20 protein-coding genes are annotated in these 13,741 nt (G+C 62.3%); 10 read left to right on the top strand and 10 right to left on the bottom strand.

Features of this window, described 5'->3' with window-relative positions; genetic code table 11:
* Positions 1 to 700, top strand: a 700-nt coding sequence (locus NMG70_RS23540; protein WP_436798447.1) for a TCP-1/cpn60 chaperonin family protein, incomplete at its 5' end; no start/stop codon positions are given.
* Positions 701 to 957: 257 nt separating this feature from the next.
* Here the strand turns inward: NMG70_RS23540 and NMG70_RS23545 are convergent.
* Complete coding sequence (locus tag NMG70_RS23545; protein WP_254026738.1) at positions 958 to 1,557, bottom strand: TetR/AcrR family transcriptional regulator; 600 nt, start codon at positions 1,555 to 1,557, stop codon at positions 958 to 960.
* Between the two features lie 120 nt (positions 1,558 to 1,677).
* Between NMG70_RS23545 and NMG70_RS23550 the strand changes: the two genes are divergently transcribed.
* Both NMG70_RS23550 and NMG70_RS23555 read left to right on the top strand, forming a co-directional pair.
* Positions 1,678 to 2,127, top strand: a complete 450-nt coding sequence (locus NMG70_RS23550; protein ID WP_254026739.1) for an OsmC family protein — start codon at positions 1,678 to 1,680, stop codon at positions 2,125 to 2,127.
* A 36-nt stretch (positions 2,128 to 2,163) separates the two neighbouring features.
* Entirely contained in the window at positions 2,164 to 2,532 is a 369-nt protein-coding gene (locus NMG70_RS23555; RefSeq protein WP_254026740.1) for a nuclear transport factor 2 family protein, read from the top strand.
* Between the two features lie 12 nt (positions 2,533 to 2,544).
* Here NMG70_RS23555 and NMG70_RS23560 read toward each other — a convergent pair whose 3' ends face one another.
* Entirely contained in the window at positions 2,545 to 3,156 is a 612-nt protein-coding gene (locus NMG70_RS23560; RefSeq protein ID WP_254026741.1) for a LysE family translocator, read from the bottom strand.
* A 481-nt stretch (positions 3,157 to 3,637) separates the two neighbouring features.
* Between NMG70_RS23560 and NMG70_RS23565 the strand changes: the two genes are divergently transcribed.
* A complete protein-coding gene (locus NMG70_RS23565) occupies positions 3,638 to 4,942 on the top strand; it encodes a metal-dependent hydrolase family protein (protein WP_254026771.1) in 1,305 nt (434 codons plus the stop codon).
* Between the two features lie 142 nt (positions 4,943 to 5,084).
* On the opposite strand, the gene NMG70_RS23570 is transcribed toward NMG70_RS23565, so the two are convergent.
* From NMG70_RS23570 to NMG70_RS23595, 6 genes are all read right to left on the bottom strand, one after another.
* The gene (locus tag NMG70_RS23570; RefSeq protein ID WP_254026742.1) at positions 5,085 to 5,468 is read right to left on the bottom strand and encodes a YkgJ family cysteine cluster protein; all 384 of its coding nucleotides are present in this window, start codon (positions 5,466 to 5,468) and stop codon (positions 5,085 to 5,087) included.
* 5 nt (positions 5,469 to 5,473) lie between these two features.
* Positions 5,474 to 5,641 (bottom strand): hypothetical protein, encoded by a 168-nt coding sequence (locus NMG70_RS23575; RefSeq protein ID WP_254026743.1) that lies wholly within the window; start codon positions 5,639 to 5,641, stop codon positions 5,474 to 5,476.
* A gap of 1 nt (position 5,642) precedes the next feature.
* Entirely contained in the window at positions 5,643 to 6,050 is a 408-nt protein-coding gene (locus NMG70_RS23580; protein ID WP_254026744.1) for a hypothetical protein, read from the bottom strand.
* A complete protein-coding gene (locus NMG70_RS23585) occupies positions 6,050 to 6,277 on the bottom strand; it encodes a hypothetical protein (protein WP_254026745.1) in 228 nt (75 codons plus the stop codon). The genes NMG70_RS23580 and NMG70_RS23585 overlap by 1 nt, the downstream gene beginning before the upstream one ends.
* 348 nt (positions 6,278 to 6,625) lie before the next feature.
* A complete protein-coding gene (locus tag NMG70_RS23590; protein ID WP_010915421.1) occupies positions 6,626 to 6,835 on the bottom strand; it encodes a cold-shock protein in 210 nt (69 codons plus the stop codon).
* Positions 6,836 to 7,005: 170 nt separating this feature from the next.
* Positions 7,006 to 7,164, bottom strand: a complete 159-nt coding sequence (locus NMG70_RS23595; RefSeq protein WP_254026746.1) for a hypothetical protein — start codon at positions 7,162 to 7,164, stop codon at positions 7,006 to 7,008.
* A 202-nt stretch (positions 7,165 to 7,366) separates the two neighbouring features.
* On the opposite strand from NMG70_RS23595, the gene NMG70_RS23600 reads away from it, so the two are divergent.
* A complete protein-coding gene (locus tag NMG70_RS23600; protein ID WP_254026747.1) occupies positions 7,367 to 7,573 on the top strand; it encodes a CsbD family protein in 207 nt (68 codons plus the stop codon).
* 39 nt (positions 7,574 to 7,612) lie between these two features.
* Here NMG70_RS23600 and NMG70_RS23605 read toward each other — a convergent pair whose 3' ends face one another.
* Entirely contained in the window at positions 7,613 to 8,743 is a 1,131-nt protein-coding gene (locus NMG70_RS23605) for a metallophosphoesterase (protein WP_254026748.1), read from the bottom strand.
* Between the two features lie 120 nt (positions 8,744 to 8,863).
* Between NMG70_RS23605 and NMG70_RS23610 the strand changes: the two genes are divergently transcribed.
* Complete coding sequence (locus NMG70_RS23610) at positions 8,864 to 9,451, top strand: hypothetical protein (protein ID WP_254026749.1); 588 nt, start codon at positions 8,864 to 8,866, stop codon at positions 9,449 to 9,451.
* Positions 9,452 to 9,488: 37 nt separating this feature from the next.
* Here the strand turns inward: NMG70_RS23610 and NMG70_RS23615 are convergent, their stop codons facing one another.
* Positions 9,489 to 10,154 (bottom strand): TetR/AcrR family transcriptional regulator, encoded by a 666-nt coding sequence (locus NMG70_RS23615; RefSeq protein WP_254026750.1) that lies wholly within the window; start codon positions 10,152 to 10,154, stop codon positions 9,489 to 9,491.
* Between the two features lie 95 nt (positions 10,155 to 10,249).
* On the opposite strand from NMG70_RS23615, the gene NMG70_RS23620 reads away from it, so the two are divergent.
* The 4 genes from NMG70_RS23620 to NMG70_RS23635 all read left to right on the top strand — a co-directional run bounded on the left by NMG70_RS23620 (position 10,250) and on the right by NMG70_RS23635 (position 13,715).
* The gene (locus tag NMG70_RS23620) at positions 10,250 to 11,032 is read left to right on the top strand and encodes an NIPSNAP family protein (RefSeq protein WP_254026751.1); all 783 of its coding nucleotides are present in this window, start codon (positions 10,250 to 10,252) and stop codon (positions 11,030 to 11,032) included.
* Between the two features lie 147 nt (positions 11,033 to 11,179).
* On the top strand, positions 11,180 to 12,577 hold the full coding sequence (fumC, locus tag NMG70_RS23625; protein WP_254026752.1) for a class II fumarate hydratase: 1,398 nt from the start codon (positions 11,180 to 11,182) through the stop codon (positions 12,575 to 12,577).
* 139 nt (positions 12,578 to 12,716) lie between these two features.
* Positions 12,717 to 13,139, top strand: coding sequence for a DoxX family protein (locus NMG70_RS23630; protein WP_254026753.1), 423 nt, complete (start codon positions 12,717 to 12,719; stop codon positions 13,137 to 13,139).
* Between the two features lie 153 nt (positions 13,140 to 13,292).
* Positions 13,293 to 13,715, top strand: coding sequence for a DoxX family protein (locus NMG70_RS23635; RefSeq protein ID WP_254026754.1), 423 nt, complete (start codon positions 13,293 to 13,295; stop codon positions 13,713 to 13,715).
* Positions 13,716 to 13,741: the final 26 nt, after the last annotated feature.

Below are 13,741 nucleotides of genomic sequence, written 5' to 3' on the forward strand. Positions count from 1 at the left end.
CGCCAAGAAGGTGTCGATCTCCAAGGAGAACACCACCATCGTCGACGGCGCCGGCAAGAAAGCCGAGATCCAGGGCCGCGTCGCCCAGATCAAGCAGCAGATCGAGGAGACCACCTCGGACTACGACAAGGAGAAGCTGCAGGAACGTCTCGCCAAGCTGGCGGGCGGCGTTGCCGTCATCCGCGTCGGCGGTGCGACCGAGGTCGAAGTCAAGGAAAAGAAGGACCGCGTCGACGACGCCCTCAACGCGACCCGAGCGGCCGTCGAAGAAGGCATCGTTCCCGGCGGCGGCGTCGCACTCCTGCGCGCTTCGCTGAGCATCAAGGCTGTCGGCGCCAACTCCGACCAGACCGCTGGCATCGCCATCGTGCGTCGCGCGCTGCAGGCTCCGGCCCGCCAGATCGCGGCCAACGCCGGTGCGGAAGCATCGATCGTTGCCGGCAAGATCCTCGAGAACAAGGGCCCGACCTTCGGCTTCAACGCCCAGACCGGCGAATATGGCGACATGATCGCCATGGGTATCGTCGATCCGGTCAAGGTCGTGCGCACGGCTCTCCAGGACGCGGCCTCGGTCGCCGGCCTGCTCGTCACCACCGAAGCCATGATCGCGGAGGCTCCGAAGAAGGAGTCGGCTGGCGGCGGCATGCCTGGCGGCATGGGCGGCGGCGGCATGGGCGGCATGGGCGGCATGGATTTCTAAGGAAATCCATCAGCGTTCAGATACGGAAAGGGCGGCAGCGATGCTGCCCTTTTCTGTTTGTCATGCACCACAATCGCCGTGCCAGCCTCGATCGGCGGGGGGACCTCCTGTACCCGCTGAACGCTTTGGCAATAGTAACGGCATGGATCCTAGGATCCATGCCGTTACTTCAAAGCGTCGCGGCGGTGCAGATATGAATCGCCGAGCGGTATCGGAAGGGCTCTGCGCCGGCTTCGATGCGATGAAGGCCTAATATATCAGGTCGTCGTTACAGCGACCTCTTTGGCCGGCAATGCACCCTCTATCAGCGCAGCGACTTCATCGGCCACCGCCAGCACCGGGGCGCGGTCGCGGCTGGCGCGGGCGATGACCATCAGCCCTTCCAGCGATGATTCGACAAGCAGCGCCAGGCCGCGGGCGCGGCGCTCGGGCACCCCTGCCCTGACGAAGGCCGCCTGCAGCAAGCCTACCCATTGTTCGAAAGCCGACCGGCACAGTTCGGCCAACTCCGGCACGTCGGCCGGCCAGTCCAGCACCACGGGTGCGATCGGACAGCCAAGCGTGAACTGGTTGTCCTCCAGCATGCGTGCGACCGACTGATAGATGTGGTGGACAGCCACCGCCGGATCTCTTTCGGCGGCCAGCTCTTCGCCAAGCCATCGAGACACCTTGTCCACGCTGTCGCGCGTCACCTCGATGACCAGCTGGTCCTTGCCGCCCGGAAAATGAAAGTAGAGCGATCCTCTTGGCGCACCGGAGGCGCTCAAAATGTCGTTGAGCGAGGTGCCGTGATAGCCGCGCTGCCTCAGCAGCAGCGCCGTCGCTTCGATCATGCGGATGCGGGTGTCGCTCGCCATGTCAACCTCTGTCAGGAGTGAGCATTATAGGCTTGCGCCGAATATGACAATCGGTCTATATAATATGTAGATCAGTCTATATATGTTGGCTTCATTTTCATTGAAAAGGAGAACGACAAAATGACCATCCGTGAAGCAGAGGCCCAATGGCAGGGTTCGTTGAAAGAAGGCTCGGGCCGTCTGCGGCTCGGCAGCGGAGTCTTCGAAGGCGCCTATTCCTTTCCATCGCGCTTCGAAAACGGTCCCGGCACCAATCCCGAGGAACTGATTGCGGCGGCGCATGCCGGCTGCTTTTCAATGGCATTGAGCGCCATACTCGGCAGCAGCGGCCAGGTCCCCGTACGAATCCACACCGTCGCCAAGGTGCATCTCGGCACGAGCACGGCCGGACCGACGCTCACCCGCATCGACCTCGAAACGGAAGCCGAGGTCCCGGGACTGGCGCCCGAGGAATTCCAGCGCTTTGCCCAATCGGCGAAAGCAACATGCCTCGTCTCGCGCGCTTTGGCGGGCGTGGCTGATATCAGGCTCAAGGCCGACCTCGTCACGGCCGCCGCTGCGGAAAAATGAAAATCAGGAGGTACCGAGATGGAACGGGATAGGATCATGGTCGTCCCTCCAGACAACCAATCCAGACAGACGGCCGAGATCATGCGGCGCTTCAACGACGTGTTCCAGCTTCATGATCCGTCGGCACTCCCGGGCCTGGTGGCCGAGGGCTGCGTCATCGAAAACACCGTGCCGGCGCCGGATGGCGCCCGCCATGCCGGCCGGGAGGCATGTATGCGGCTGTGGTCGGCGATCGCCAGCGAACCCGGCACCCGCTTCGACCTTGAAGAGACGTTCGTCGCCGGTGAACGGGCGACAATCCGCTGGCGTTACTGGCCTGCCGACGGCAACTCCATCCGTGGCGTCAATCTGATGCGCGTAGCGGACGGGCTGATCGTCGAAGCGATGGGATACGTCAAGGGCTAGCGCCAACAGGCGCTACCACTCGGTCAGCGCCAGTTTTGCGCCGAGCGCGCCGAAGGCGCCGGCGAAGGTGCGGCGCATCCAGGTCAGCACTACCGGCCGCGACACGACATGGCTGCGGATCGAGGCGGCGAAGATGCCGTAGCCGACAAACACGATGAAGGTCAAAAGCATGAAGACAGTGCTGAGTTCCAGCATCTTCGACAGCGCGTGCGGTTCGGTGGTGCTGACGAACTGCGGCAGGAAGGCGAAGAAGAAGATCGACAGCTTCGGGTTGAGGATGTTGATGAGGATGCCCGAGGTGATCACCTTGCCGGCCGAGCGCGGCGCGACATCCTGCCCAACGTTCAAGCTACCGCTCTCCTTCAGCGTGTTCCATGCCATGTAGAGCAGATAGGCGACGCCCAGATATTTCAGCGTCTCGAAGGCGAGCGCGCTGGTATGCAGCAGCGCCGCCAAACCGGTGATGGCGGCCGCCATATGCGGAATGATGCCGAGCGTGCAGCCGAAAGCAGCGATGATGCTGGCGCGCGCGCCACGCGAAAGCCCGGCGCTCAGCGTATAGAGAACGCCGGTGCCGGGCGAAGCCACGACAATCAGCGACGTCAACAAGAATTCGATGCTCACGATTCGTCCTCCGGTGACCTGCGCCGGCAAGGTAGTCAGCGAAACGCGCGGGCACAAGTCAGCCCGAGGACCGGTAGTGTCTCATTTCGAATTTCGGGTCACGACACAAAGCGGAATCCCTCGGCGGAATTTTACACCCAGGACCCGCAGACGACGTTTCGTCAGAATCGTCTGCTCGTCCTAAGGCAAAACTTGCACTGCCAGCCCTGGTATCATCGGATCGGCCCGACTTCCGAAACGACTCTTCACGGCGACGAGGCCAGTCCGGAACACTTATTGACCCGATGCCGTATAAGCTACAAAGTTGTCCTTGCGCCGTGACCATCTCTCCTCCTGAAGCGGGATAATCGTCATGTGTCACAAATCCTTTGGATCGCAGGAGCTGACAAAAGGCAGGGTTGTGGCGCACGCCGTGTCCTGCGCCGCAGCCGTTTTCTCTCCTGCCCGCACGGCCTTGATGATCCTTCGCTCAGGCAGAGAAGTGCTTGCGGCAGCCCTCGTGCTTGGACTTTGCGCGACTGCGGCCGCTGACGACGTGCTTTTCGAAAACGTCCGCATCTTCGACGGAAAAGGCGCTGCACTTTCGGCCCCATCGAATGTGCTGGTCGAGGGCAATGTGATCGCGCGGATTTCGACAAGTCCCATCGCGGCCGAAGGCGCGCAGCGCATTGCCGGCAACGGGCGAACGCTGATGCCGGGGCTGATCGATGCGCATTGGCACGCAATGCTGATTGCATCCACCCCGGCAGAGGCGATGGGCGACATCGGCTTCGCCAATCTTGCGGCCGGCGACGAGGCGACCGATACGCTGATGCGCGGCTTCACCACCGTTCGCGACGTGGGCGGGCCGGCGTTCGGCCTCAAGCGCGCGATAGATCAAGGCATCATCGCGGGACCGCGCATCTATCCGTCCGGAGCCATGATCACCGTGACCAGCGGGCATGGGGATTTCCGCCAGCTCAGCGACTTGCCACGGAGGATGGGCGGCTTGTTCACCCCCATGGAAAGGAACGGCGGCAGCATAGTCGTGGACAGCCCCGACGAGGTGCGTTTGCGTGCCCGCGAGCAGTTCATGCAGGGGGCCGCGTTACTGAAGTTGACAGCGGGCGGCGGAGTGTCGTCGCCCCACAGCCCGCTCGACGTCACCACCTTCACCGAGCCCGAACTGCGGGCCGCCGTTGAAATTGCCGACAATTGGGGCACCTACGTCGCCGCGCACGCCTTCACCTCGGATGCGATCCGGAAGGCTATCGCGGCTGGTGTTAGATGCATCGAACACGGCTTCCTCATGGACGAGGCAACCGCCAAGCTGATCGCCGAAAAGGACATTTGGCTGAGCTTGCAGCCGCTTCCCGAATTGATGAGGACAGGCCTCCAAGAGGGTTCGGTCGAGCGAGCCAAGGCCGATGAGGTGTGGCCGGGCATCGGCAGGACCTACGAACTCGCGAAGAAATACAAGATAAAGACCGCATGGGGCACCGATGTCCTGTTCTCCCGCGCGTTGGCGAAGCAGCAGGGGGCAATCCTGGCGTCGCTTGTGCGTTGGTACACGCCTGCCGAAGCGCTCGTGATGGCGACCGGCACTAATGCCGAGCTGCTCGCGCTGTCGGGCCTTCGCAACCCCTATCCGGGAAAGCTCGGCGTGATCGAAGAAGGCGCGTTCGCGGACCTCCTGCTCGTCGAAGGCAATCCGTTAGAGAACCTCGACCTGGTGGCCGATCCCGCCAACAACTTCAAAATCATCATGAAAGATGGCCTGATCTACAAAAACACGCTGACCCAATGAGGAACGACTGAGCCGCCTGTCTCTACTGGACGCCGCCGATAGCCTGCTGGCGGCAGAGCGCTGGCATTCCACAGCCGAGCGACAAGGAATGGCCGCTTCCCACCCGAGGTGGAGATTCCGAGACACTATCTGAGGCCCGTTATCACTGCGTCGGCAGCCCGTGGCTGCGACGCGCCATCAGGCAATCGTCGCCGCCGGGCATGCAGGCGCGGCAGACGTCCGGTCGCACCTCGTAGATGCCGCAAGCGGTCGACTTGCCGACCTCGCCGGAAAGTGCCGAGCAGCGCACGCCGTCGCAGCGCATGCCGGCTTCGTCGGCAGCCACATAGTCTTGCGGGATCAAGTCGAGCTGCGCGTCATCTTCGGTCGAGAAGCGCGGCCATTCGGATGAAAAGGAACAGCAGGCGCCACAGCTCTGGCAGTCGAAGAGAGGGGCGGCGCGCTCCTTCGGTGACGAAAAATTCCCGGCGCTCGCCAAGGCGAGCAGCCCTGACGCAACGGGATTCATACCGGCGCTTCGCGGCAAGGGCGCTATTTTTTCTTCCTGGTCTTGCGCGACGCCACGTCCGCCGGCGACTTGAACAGGTCGGTCGCTGCCTCGGCGGCAACATCGGCTTTCGGCGCGGCGGCCGGCTTGGCCAGCTTGGCGGTGGCAGCGGATGCTGCCGGCTGATCCTTGGCAGAAAATTTTATGGCCATATCAATCCTCGTCGGAGAAACCCGATGATGGCGCATTCGGGTTGCGAAGGCGGCCGATCAGCGCCGAGACCGCCGTGATGTTCATTTCCTCGGGTGACCAGTTCCTGGCCTCCTCGATGTGCCGGGGTGCCAGTTCGCGATGCGTGCTGCCGCTATAGGCGGCATCCTGATGGATGACGCGCTCATGGGTCTTGGCATTTTCGCGGCCATACTCGATCAGATAGTTGGGGCATTCGGAGCGGCCACGCACGCCGAGCCTGACCTGGGCATCGCCATGGGCGCGCTTGCAGCGCTCGAGCTTTTCGAGCACGCGCCGGACATACTCGACCGGCTTGTCGAGGGCTCCCACGACATCGGCGATGGTCGAATCGGCGGCGATCACCTTTTGCGGGACGCGCTTGGTGGCCATCAGCGTTTGCCCGCGCGCTTCGGCGAGGCGGGCAGCGCGGCGGCCGCAGCCAACTCGTCAGCTTCCTTTTCCAGGCGCAGTTCGCGCAGCCGCGCGGTCTTGGCTTCCCGGGCCTGGCTGACAGCATCCTGCTCGGAAATAATGCGGTTGAGCGACATGGACTGGGTTTGGGTCTTGCTGAAGATGGATTCGGCCTGGTCGCGGGATTTCTTTGAAGTGGCGGTCATGGTCTTTCTCCCGGTTCGGAGCGTATGCCGAAAAAATGGCGAGACCGGTCTTTCGACCAGGACCACGCACAAAGCAATACGGCAGTCGGTTTCAAATTGCTGGAGCATCCTTAGCACGTTCAAACGAACGCGCGGTGCTCTTTTCGAACTTTTGCGGCGCCCCAAACGCAAAAGGCCAGGCATTGCCTGACCTCCGCTGGGGCGCCGCGCGTCCGGTTGAACGCGCGTGCACTTGCTCATTCTGCGCATGATCCTTTCCAGAAACCGGTGTTTCCGGCGTCATGCGCTGGAATTGGCCGTTCACTGGTGCCAGTACATCCGTGGTCACCGGCGAGGCCGAATTCCGTTTTAGGCCGCCTTCAACTGATCGGCGGACATCTTGCCCGACTTGTTGTCGCGGACCATCTCGTAGCCGAGCTTCTGGCCCTCGACGATGTCACGCATTCCGGCGCGCTCTACGGCCGAGATGTGGACAAAAACGTCGGCCGAGCCGTCGTCAGGCTGAATAAAACCGAAACCCTTGGTGGCGTTGAACCATTTAACTGTGCCTGTGCTCATAACTAACCCTTTCCGTGGCAAATATTCGTTCGCCGTCATGCGGATGCACAACAGCGTTTGTCTCGATTTTGATGGGGGAAGTTCGTCAAAGGCGCGCCTGGACACGCGGATAACAAAAGTCGGTCAAACAAATATCGACGAATTGCTTTTAGACTTCTTTTGGCGCCGTGTCAATTTTTTGCTTTCGCCGTGTGCTTTTCGTCGTCGGCGGGCCGATGGCGGCACGCTGGCTGCTCAGGCAATTCGATGGTGGATCTGACGCCGAAAACCGGGCCAGCGCCAGCTGTTAAAAAAAATCGCGCCATGCCGGGAACCATATTGGCATCCATGCATTAAATATCGCCAGCAGTTCATGAGAGCAATCTCAGGAAAGGCTGACACAAAGGACGCCTCCCGTGCAATAAAACGCGCGAGGGGCGTTCTTTTATGCCGGGTAGCGATCGCGATGGCGGTCAGAGCCAAAGGCCGTCCGGAACCGAAAACCCAGCCGCCCGTTTCCCAAACGGCAGATTGATTCCGGGAGATGCGGCCATGGTGAACAAGAAGCAGGTTGCGGGCCTAGCCAAGCAGCTTAAGGGCTCGGTGGAGAAAGCCGCCGGCAACGCCACCGGCAACAGGCGCGTCCAGGCTGAAGGCGTGGCCGACAAGATCGCCGGCAAAATGCAGAAGGCCTATGGCGACATCAAGGACAAGATCAGGAAGGTGTCTGATCCTGCGCGCCTGTTTCAATTGCGATGAGGAAGCGGCTTAGCGGTGTGCTGGCTGCTTCCGTCGCCGTTAGAAGTTCAGGCTCTTTGAGAAAACGTTGGTGAAGGCGACCTCGCCATGGTCGCCAACGGCTTCGCCAAGCGCCACGTCCATGCTGTCGCCGCTCACCCGCGCCAGCGCGAAGCCACCCATATAAGCGGCCTTCGGCTTGAACAGGTCGAGCCCATCGCCACGGTAGATCATCGCTGTCTCGTGCTGGTGGCCATGAAAGATGCCGATGACGTTGTAGCCCTTCACCGCCGCCAGCAATGCCTCCCGGTCCGCCTCGCTCCACCAGTGCGGCGCACCAGTACCTTCATCGTCGAAGGTTCCTTTGGCGGCATCCCACCGTTCGATCGAGAAAACATCCCAACCATAGTGCTGGAACAGGATGACGGGGCGGCCGTCCGCTGCATAGGTCGCCAGATCCTGCTTCAGCCATGCCAGGCTGGAGACCGCGCCGTGGCCGGTGTCGCCGGCAAAACGGTGCGTCTGGACGAGATGCAGGCCGCCCCAGTCCCACGAGTAGCAGTCGGTGTCGACATCGTAACTGGTCACCGGCACCGGCGGCTTGAAGAACACGCCGGCGCGATGGTTGACCTCGACATAGTCCCGCATTTCGCGGCGGTACCAGTCGACGTGGTTTGGCGGGCCGTTCTGGTCGAGATCGTGGTTGCCGAGGCCGACATAGACCGGCACATGCACGCGATCGGGGCCGACGCCCTGCTGGTAACGCTGGCTGAACTGGAGCAACTGCGTGCCTTCGCTGGGCTGGATGACTTGGCCGCCGCCGTCATCGGTCATGTCGCCGCCGACGACGAGGCCGAGCGGTGTGCCGATGCGGCTGCCGGCTGAGCGCAGCCCGGTGGCGATGCCGTTGATTTCGGCGGGCCAGTGCTTCTCGCCAATGGCGTTCAACGCGGCAACACTGCGCAGCAAGGCGGCGTCGGTCTTGCCTTCCTGCTGGCAATTGGGGCTCAGCCCGCCGGTCGTGCGGCAGGCATGGATGTCGGCGACGAACAGGAAGGTGGCGTCGACAGGCGCAATGCGCTGCCCGGTCTGTCCGAGCGCCGGTCGCGCAAGCGCGCCGGCCGCAGCAAACCCAGCCGCCTTAGCCAGGAAGCGGCGCCGGGAGAGTGATCCTGCCGAGATGCGATTCATGGCGTGAAATTCAGCACAGCCGGCGCCTCTTCGTCCAGTTGCCGCGGACGGCATGTCGACACGCTGCCGCAGGTCTGGCATTGCTTTCAGGTCAGGACTCAACTTGCACGGGCAAACGCTATGAAGACTATATCCATCGCGACGGCACTTACCATCCTGGCGAGCGCCGTTCATGGTGCCGAGTGCATCGACGCCAAAGCCGCCAAGGCTGGATTCATTCTCGAAAGGCCCGGCATCCATAGCGAGTTTCGACCGGCGGCGGGTGGAATGGTGTCGGTTGCCAACAAATACCAGTCCCAATCGGCGCAGACGCAGTTTCTGTTCGGCGGTCTTATCGAGGTGTTTCGCGACAGCGAGACCGGTCAGCTTGCGGTGATCCCGTTTTCCGATCTCAGAAAGCTGTTTCCGCTCAAGGCCGGGGCGAAAAGCAAGACCGTTTTCGTCCGCCTCGCAGCAAACAAACAGCCGAAGGGCACCGAGACGCTCGAGATCAACGTAAAAGGCAAAGAGACGTTCAGCCTGGGCGACTGCAAATACAACGTGCTGGCGGTCAGGCAGACGATCAAGAACGAGGCCGGCATGACCCAGGATGAATTCACCGCGCTCTACGCGCCCGACCTGCAGGCCGTGCTGGCCAGGCGCTATGACGAGGGGACCAACGCCGAAAGCGTCGTCGGCTACGAGGTCATCAAACCGCTGCCGAATTAACTCCCGGCAGGGGAGAAGGCGGGCTGACGCTCCGGCGTCACAAGGGTCTGTGCCGCCGCAGCACCCTGCGACGTCGCTTCGCTCTTGCTGAGGAAACTCCCTGCTCCAGCGCGCTCAGGCAATCGCGCAGCACAGCAGAATCCTGCGCCGTCTTGGCCATCGACATAGCGCCGGAATAGGTGGCGACCGCGAGTGCCGCGAAACGCTGCGGATCGGTGTCCTGCTCCCTACCCGCTTGCTGGTCGGCCCTGACCTTATCGGCGATTGCCTGGCGCCATGCCGAAAAGATGCCGGCAAGGGCGGTGCGGAAATCCGGATCGGCAAGCGACAATTCATGCGCCAAATTGTTGAGCGGGCAGCCGCGCACGAAACCCTGTTGCTCCAGTTCCGCTGTCACGGCCTCGAACACGCTACGCACGCCCTCGCGCGCCGAGCCTGCCGCCTGCACCGGCGCGATCCATGTTTCTTCGACGGCCGCGGCGACCCGCTCCTCGATCACCGCCAGGGCCAGCGCCTTCTTGGTCGGGAAGTGATGATGCAGCGCGCCGCCGGTGACGCATGCCGCGGCCATCAGGTCGCCTAGGCTGGAAGCGTGGTAGCCGCGCGCCTGAAGGGAGGCTTCGGCGACATCGAGCACACGTTTGCGCAGGCCTTCCGGGTCGTTGGTGCGTTTGCCGGGCTGCGCCTTTGGGCGAGCGGTCATCTCTGCTGACATTTTCCAAAGATAGCAGATTGACAAAACAGGACAACCGGTCTGTTTATAAAACAGGATGAATGCCCTGTTTTGGAGATTGCGCGATGAGCCTGCCCCTGAATGCCGCGTCGAAATCCGGCCTCAACGCCTCGCCGGTCGTCGAACTCAGGCAATACACGCTGAAACCCGGCCGCCGCGACACGCTGATCGACATCTTCGACGGTCATCTGATCGAAGGTCAGGAAGCGGCAGGGATGACGATCATCGGCCAGTTTCGCGATCTCGACCGGCCTGACATGTTCGTCTGGCTGCGCGGCTTCGACGGAATGGTCGCGCGGAAAAATGCACTGACCGCTTTCTACGAGGGACCCGGATGGGCGGCCTGGCGCGACGCCGCCAACGCCACGATGATTTCCTCCGACGACGTGCTGTTGCTGAAACCGGCATGGCCGGGCGCCGGCTTCGATCTGTCGGGCGCACACCGGGCGGCCTTGCCGGGTCACGAAAAGCCAAGCAGAGACAATCGCTTGTCGGATATTGTTGTTATCAAGATTCATCATCTGCGGCCGGGCGCCGAAGCCGACTTCGGCAGCCGCTTCGAAACCGACGCGATTCCCGTGTTGGCGGCACATGGCGCGCGGCCGCTTGCTGCGTTTGTCTCCGAGCATGCCGAAAACAGCTTTCTCCGCCTGCCGGTGCGATCAGGCGAAAACGTCTTCATCAGCGTCACCGCCTTCGGCAGCGCGGACGCCCATGAAAGCGTTGAAGCCGCGCTTGCCGCGGCGCCGGCCTGGCAGGCATTCGAGCGGGAGGCCCAGTCATGTCTGGCTAGATCGACCGAGACCTTGCGCCTATCTCCAACCTCACAGTCGCTGCTTGGGCGGTGAGAGGCGCGCTTCTTCCTTCTCCCCTTGTGGGAGAAGGAAGAGACGTTCCTTCAACCGATTTGCATCCTTGCTGCCGGCAATCTCCGCTTGAAGCCGTTTGTGCAACGCGATACGCCGGTGCCGAATTCGACAGACCGGAGAGCCCAAGTGAGCGCGCCAGAGACCAGAACCGAAACCGACACGTTCGGTCCCATCGAAGTCGCCGCCGATCGTTACTGGGGCGCTCAGGCGCAACGTTCGCTGGGCAATTTCAAAATCGGCTGGGAAAAGCAGCCGGCGTCGATCGTTCGCGCGCTCGGCATCGTCAAGCGGGCGGCGGCCGAAACCAATATGGAGCTGAAGCGGCTCGACCCGGCCATCGGCAAGGCGATCATCGAAGCCTCTCAGGAGGTCATCGACGGCAAGCTGAACGATCATTTCCCGCTGGTCGTCTGGCAGACCGGTTCGGGCACGCAATCCAACATGAATGCCAACGAGGTGATCTCCAACCGGGCGATCGAACTGCTGGGCGGTGTCATGGGATCCAAGAAACCGGTGCATCCCAACGACCACGTCAATATGAGCCAGTCGTCGAACGATACCTATCCGACGGCCATGCACATCGCCTGCGCCGAGCGCATCGTGCACGATTTGTTGCCGGCGCTCAGGCATTTGCACGCCGCGCTGGAGGCCAAGACCAAAGCATTCGCCCACATCGTCAAGATCGGCCGCACCCACACGCAGGACGCGACGCCCCTCACCCTTGGCCAGGAATTCTCAGGCTATGCTGCGCAGGTCGCCTCCTCGATCAAACGCATCGAGATGACGCTGCCCGGCTTGCAGGAACTGGCACAAGGCGGCACGGCCGTCGGCACCGGCCTTAACGCGCCGGTTGGCTTTGCCGAGAGAGTGGCGGATCGCATCGCCGCGATCACTGGCATCGCCTTCGTCACCGCGCCAAACAAGTTCGAGGCGCTGGCGGCGCACGATTCCATGGTGTTCTCGCATGGCGCCATCAACGCCTGCGCCGGCGCCCTGTTCAAGATTGCCAACGACATTCGTCTGCTCGGCTCCGGCCCGCGCTCCGGCCTTGGTGAACTGTCGCTGCCGGAAAACGAGCCGGGTTCGTCGATCATGCCGGGCAAGGTTAACCCCACCCAGTGCGAGGCGATGACCCAGGTCTGCATCCAGGTGTTCGGCAACAATGCGGCCGTGACCTTCGCCGGCAGCCAGGGGCATTTCGAACTCAACGTCTACAACCCGCTGATGGCCTATAATTTCCTGCAGTCGGTGCAACTGCTCGCCGACGCCTCCATCTCCTTCACCGACAATTGCGTCGTCGGTATCGAGGCGCGGGAAGACAATATCAAGGCCGCCCTCGACCGTTCGCTGATGCTGGTGACAGCACTGGCGCCGACCATCGGCTACGACAACGCCGCCAAGATCGCCAAGACCGCTCACAAGAACGGCACAACCTTGCGTGAGGAAGCGCTTGCCACCGGGCTGGTCAGCGAAGCCGACTACGACCGCTTGGTGCGGCCGGAGGACATGACGCATCCGGGATGACGTCACGTGATCCGGGATGATCTTGCGCTGATCGCAAAAGCGTTACCGCGGTGAACAATCTGTAACCAAATCTGCATCTTTGGTGAACAGTCGCCCTGCTCTATGTGGATGGGCAACGCAACCCTTCCGGAGAGTCACCATGTCCACCAACACGTCCGTTGCCGGTTCCGGCACCGTTTCCAACGCCTCGGCCGCGATCCTTCTCGGCCGTATCCTGCTTTCGATCATCTTCGTGCTTTCCGGCTTCGGCAAGCTCACAGCGATCGCCGGCACCGCCGGCTATTTCGGCAGCATGGGTCTGCCGATGCCGACCGTGACGGCTGTCTTCGTCGGCCTGCTCGAGTTGCTCGGCGGTCTCGCCATCCTCATCGGCTTTCAGACCCGGATCACCGCCTGGGTGCTGGCAATCTTCACCGTCGCCACGGGACTGATCGCCCACACCGGCTGGGCCGATCAGATGCAGATGATCAGCTTCATGAAGAACCTGGCGATTGCCGGCGGCTTCCTCGTGCTGGCTTCCTCGGGCGCCGGCGCCTATTCGGTCGACGCCAAGCGCGGCTGAAGCGGTCCAGGAACGATGTGCAGCAGGGGCGCGGAATTTTCCGCGTCCCTTTTTCGTTGTCGGTTTATGCCCGTCGACTAGCCGGCCGTACTTTCTGCTAGGATCGAGATGTCTGGGTGAGGCCAACCGGCTGGCCGACATCGGAGGTGACCAATGCCGCGCGATGCGCTGCTTCTGCTTTCCCGGCTGCTGCTCGCCGCTCTATTCGTACCATCCGGCTTTCACGCGCTTACCGACATTGCTGGCACATCAGGCTATTTTGCCGGCCTCGGGCTGCCGCTGCCGACGCTCGCAGCCTGGGCGGCGGGGCTGTTCGAATTGATCGCCGGGCTGCTCATCCTCGTCGGCCTCAAGACACCGATCGTGGCGCTCCTGCTTGCCGCTTTCTGCATCGCGGCAGGCTTCATCGGCCACTATGGCCAGGGCGGCGACGATCCGACGCTGGCCTTCATGCATTCGCAGATGCTGATGAAGGACATCGCGATATCGGGCGGTTTTCTGGCGCTGGCAAGGGCAGGCGCCGGCGCCTACTCGATCGACGGGCGGATACTTCGGATCGGCGCTGAAACGACTTGACCGACACAAGCTGCCGGACTGAGCCG

Origin of the sequence: Mesorhizobium ventifaucium (genome assembly GCF_935822925.1) — a bacterium.
GTDB lineage: Bacteria > Pseudomonadota > Alphaproteobacteria > Rhizobiales > Rhizobiaceae > Mesorhizobium > Mesorhizobium ventifaucium.

Excerpts from the sequence above, each read along its gene's own strand:
- NMG70_RS23605 (WP_254026748.1), bottom strand. The coding sequence starts at position 8,743 with ATGAATCGCATCTCGGCAGGATCACTCTCCCGGCGCCGCTTCCTGGCT.
- NMG70_RS23620 (WP_254026751.1), top strand. The coding sequence starts at position 10,250 with ATGAGCCTGCCCCTGAATGCCGCGTCGAAATCCGGCCTCAACGCCTCG.
- NMG70_RS23630 (WP_254026753.1), top strand. The coding sequence starts at position 12,717 with ATGTCCACCAACACGTCCGTTGCCGGTTCCGGCACCGTTTCCAACGCC.
- NMG70_RS23580 (WP_254026744.1), bottom strand. The coding sequence starts at position 6,050 with ATGGCCACCAAGCGCGTCCCGCAAAAGGTGATCGCCGCCGATTCGACC.
- NMG70_RS23615 (WP_254026750.1), bottom strand. The coding sequence starts at position 10,154 with ATGACCGCTCGCCCAAAGGCGCAGCCCGGCAAACGCACCAACGACCCG.
- NMG70_RS23575 (WP_254026743.1), bottom strand. The coding sequence starts at position 5,641 with ATGGCCATAAAATTTTCTGCCAAGGATCAGCCGGCAGCATCCGCTGCC.
- NMG70_RS23585 (WP_254026745.1), bottom strand. The coding sequence starts at position 6,277 with ATGACCGCCACTTCAAAGAAATCCCGCGACCAGGCCGAATCCATCTTC.
- NMG70_RS23590 (WP_010915421.1), bottom strand. The coding sequence starts at position 6,835 with ATGAGCACAGGCACAGTTAAATGGTTCAACGCCACCAAGGGTTTCGGT.
- NMG70_RS23610 (WP_254026749.1), top strand. The coding sequence starts at position 8,864 with ATGAAGACTATATCCATCGCGACGGCACTTACCATCCTGGCGAGCGCC.
- NMG70_RS23635 (WP_254026754.1), top strand. The coding sequence starts at position 13,293 with ATGCCGCGCGATGCGCTGCTTCTGCTTTCCCGGCTGCTGCTCGCCGCT.
- NMG70_RS23545 (WP_254026738.1), bottom strand. The coding sequence starts at position 1,557 with ATGGCGAGCGACACCCGCATCCGCATGATCGAAGCGACGGCGCTGCTG.
- NMG70_RS23550 (WP_254026739.1), top strand. The coding sequence starts at position 1,678 with ATGACCATCCGTGAAGCAGAGGCCCAATGGCAGGGTTCGTTGAAAGAA.
- NMG70_RS23555 (WP_254026740.1), top strand. The coding sequence starts at position 2,164 with ATGGTCGTCCCTCCAGACAACCAATCCAGACAGACGGCCGAGATCATG.
- NMG70_RS23600 (WP_254026747.1), top strand. The coding sequence starts at position 7,367 with ATGGTGAACAAGAAGCAGGTTGCGGGCCTAGCCAAGCAGCTTAAGGGC.
- NMG70_RS23595 (WP_254026746.1), bottom strand. The coding sequence starts at position 7,164 with ATGGATGCCAATATGGTTCCCGGCATGGCGCGATTTTTTTTAACAGCT.